Source organism: Actinomadura sp. NPDC000929 (assembly GCF_040492065.1).
Classification (GTDB): Bacteria; Actinomycetota; Actinomycetes; order Streptosporangiales; family Streptosporangiaceae; genus Spirillospora; species Spirillospora verrucosospora.
Map to the genome: position 1 here is coordinate 1 of NZ_JBEUPA010000295.1, position 3,258 is coordinate 3,258.

The window sequence follows — 3,258 nt, forward strand, 5'->3', positions numbered from 1 at the left end:
CCTGTGGCGTCCCGGACCGCCGCTGCGCGTCGCCCGCCAGCTCGGCGCGCTGCGCCGCTGGGGCACCCTGCTCGGCGGGACGCTCGCCTCCGCCGCCGCCCGCGACCCCGGCGCCGTCGCGATCGTCGACGACGCCGGCGAGCTGACGTACGGCGAGGTCGACGCCCGCACCGACCGGCTCGCCGCCGTCCTGTCCGCGTCCGCCCCCGGCTCCCCGCCCCGCGTGGCCGTCCTGTGCCGCAACCACCGCGGCATGGTCGAGACGCTCGTCGCGTGCAGCAAGCGCGGCTCCGACCTCGTCCTGCTGAACACCGGGATGAGCACCGAGCAGCTCGTGGCCGTCCTGCGGCAGCAGGAGGTCGAGGTGGTGATCGCCGACGCGGAGTTCACCGGCTTCATCGCGGCCGTGCCCAGGACCGTGCGGGTGGTCACCGCGGGCGGGACGGGCTCGGAGCTGGAGAACCTCATCGTCACGACGCCCGCCGCGCCGATCGGCCCCCCGGCCAGGGCCGGACGGACGATCGTGCTGAGCTCCGGCACGACCGGCCGCCCCAAGGGCGCCGACCGGCACTCGCGCCCGGGGCTGTCGCCGCTGGCGTCGATCCTGTCCCGCATCCCGTACCGGGTCCACGAGCGGATGTTCATCGAGGCGCCGCTGTTCCACACCTGGGGATACGCGATGCTCCAGATCGCGGTCTCGCTGCGCGCCACGATCGTCCTGCGGGCCAGGTTCGACCCCGAGCGGACCCTCCGCACGATCGACCGGACCCGCGCGACCGCGCTGGTCGCCGTCCCGGTCATGCTGCAACGCGTCCTGGACGTGCCGGAGGCCGCGCGCCGCGGTCACGACACGTCCTCGCTGCGGATCGCGGCCGTCAGCGGCTCGGCGCTGCCCGCGACGCTCGCCACCGCCTTCATGGACGAGTTCGGCGACGTCCTCTACAACCTGTACGGGTCGACGGAGGCGTCCTGGGTGACGATCGCCACCCCCGCCGACCTGCGCGCCCGTCCCGACACCGCGGGCACGCCGCCGCCGGGCACGCGGGTCGCGGTCCTGGACGACGAGGGCGCCCCCGTCCCGCCCGGCGCCACGGGCCGCATCTTCGCCGCGAACGAGCTGCTGTTCGCCGGCTACACCGGCGGCGGCACCCGGGAGATGCGCGACGGCCTGATGAGCCTCGGCGACGTCGGCCACCTCGACGAGCATGGCCGGCTCTTCGTGCACGGCCGCGACGACGACATGATCGTCTCGGGCGGGGAGAACGTCTTCCCCGGCGCGATCGAGGAGGTGCTGGAGAAGCTCCCGCAGGTGCGGGAGGTCGCCGTGGTCGGCGTCCCGGACGAGGAGTTCGGCCAGCGCGCCGCCGCGTTCGTCGTCCTGCGCGAGGGCGAGACCCTGGACGCCGACGCCGTCCGCGCCCACGTCCGCGACCACCTGGCCCGCTACGCGGTCCCGCGCGACGTCCACTTCCTGGACGCCCTTCCCCGCAACCCCACCGGCAAGGTCCTCCGGCGAGCCCTCCCCACCTGACCCCGACCGGTCACCCGAGCTGTGTGAGGGTTCGTGCTGAGCGGTACGCCAGGCCGGGGCGTGGCCGGGTGGGGGCGTGCGGCGGAGGGGTGCGCGTCGGCAGGGCCCGCGTCAGACGGAGACGGCCGGGTGGCGGCTGTCGATCACGAACCAGAGGCGGGTGCGGTGCGGGGTCTGGTCCAGGCCCCATTCGTCGGCCAGGGCGTCGATGACGGTGAGGCCGCGGCCGTGGTCGAGGCGGGGCGGGCCGTCGGGGTCGGCCTGGGCGGGGCCGTCGTCGGACACCTCGACGCGGAGCCGGCGGCCGTCGGTGGCGATCGTGACGCTGATGAGGCCGGAGCCGTGCAGGATGGCGTTGGCGACGCCCTCGGCGGTCATCAGCTCGACGTCGTCGAGGAGCGTCCCGTCGGCGAGGACCTTCGCGGCGCGCTCGCGGACGGCCCGGCGGGCGCGGCGGCCGCCGTCGCCCTCCCCGGTGAAGCCGATCGGTTCGCCGAGCCGTTCCATCCCCTCGGTCACTGCATCACCACACTCGGTTCGGGAAGCGTTCCGCAATCATTCATCTGCGCTGAGTGACCGGGCGACGCTATGGACGCTTTGATCTTGGCCTTTCCGGGGCAGGTCGGCCTTAGGTGGCGGAGCTTACGGCAGGACTCGCCGCTCCAAGCGCACATCATGAAAAACATCTCCGTCGCGTGGGGCACTACTCACCCGGGCGCACAAAACCGGGAACTTCTCCGTCTTCCAGCCAGAATCACCGCACACCTTCCTCATGTCACGCTGGGGTTCCACCCCTGGGAGGAACGCCATGCACGCGGTCGTCCTCGCCTGCGCTGCGCAGGCCGTCTACATCGTCGCCTATGTCCTTTTCAAGACGGCCGCGGGGCGGATGAGCCCGCTCTCGGGCCGCCATCCGCTGCACGCCGCCGGTCTTCTCGTGCGAAGCCCGCGCTGGCTCGCCGGTCTCGCGGTGCTGACGGCGGGCTTCGGACTCTCCGCCACGGCGCTGGCCGCCCTGCCCGTCGCGGCGACGCTCCCCGCCTACGGGCTCGGTCTCGTCCTCCTGCTGGCCGTCGGAATGAGCGGCTTCGGCGAGCGGCCGACCTCGCGCGAATGGCTCGCCGTCCTCATCACGGTCGCCGCGATGGTCACCGCGGCGCTGTCGGTGCTGGACCACGCCGCCGCGGCGCCGCACCGCGTCGGCGCCGCGGCGGCCGCGCTGCCGCTGTGGAAGGCCGCGCTCGTGTGCGTGCCCTCGCTGGCCGTCCCGCTGTGGATGTTCTGCGTGCGCGACCGCCCGGTCGGCGGCCGGCACGCGCGCCCGCTGACGGGCATCGCGTCGGGGATCGGCGCGGGCGTCCTGCTCGGCGCGACCGAGGTCTTCGGGCAGGGCATGGCGATGATGTTCGCCGCGGGCCGGGGCGCGGACGTGCCCTCCTCGCCGCATCCGTACCTGTTCCTGCTCGCGGGCGCGTTCGGCGTCGGGCTGCTGTCGATCGGCCTCCAGCGCTGCCGCCTCACCGTCATCGTCACCGTCGTCACGGTCACCGCGAAGACGCACCTGCTGCTCTCGGCCACGCTGCTGTACGCGGAGCCGTGGCCGCGCGAGGCCGGGCCGTTCTGGCTCCGGGCCGCGGGCGTCGGGCTGGCCGTGCTGGCGCTGCTGGCCTTCCCCCGTCACGAGCGCCGGGCCCCGCTCGCGCCCCCCGCCCGGACGTCCACCGAGC

The 3,258-nt window shown here is 74.4% G+C and carries 3 protein-coding genes; 2 read left to right on the forward strand and 1 reads right to left on the reverse strand.

Annotated elements, in window-relative coordinates; translation table 11 throughout:
* Nucleotide 1 precedes the first annotated feature (1 nt).
* Nucleotides 2-1,531 (forward strand): AMP-binding protein, encoded by a 1,530-nt coding sequence (locus ABWI04_RS42225; protein WP_353835921.1) that lies wholly within the window; start codon nt 2-4, stop codon nt 1,529-1,531.
* Nucleotides 1,532-1,642: 111 nt separating this feature from the next.
* Here the strand turns inward: ABWI04_RS42225 and ABWI04_RS42230 are convergent, their stop codons facing one another.
* Nucleotides 1,643-2,050, reverse strand: a complete 408-nt coding sequence (locus ABWI04_RS42230) for an ATP-binding protein (RefSeq protein ID WP_353835922.1) — start codon at nt 2,048-2,050, stop codon at nt 1,643-1,645.
* 289 nt (nt 2,051-2,339) lie between these two features.
* On the opposite strand from ABWI04_RS42230, the gene ABWI04_RS42235 reads away from it, so the two are divergent.
* The coding region (locus tag ABWI04_RS42235; RefSeq protein ID WP_353835923.1) for a hypothetical protein at nt 2,340-3,258 on the forward strand (919 nt) is incomplete at its 3' end.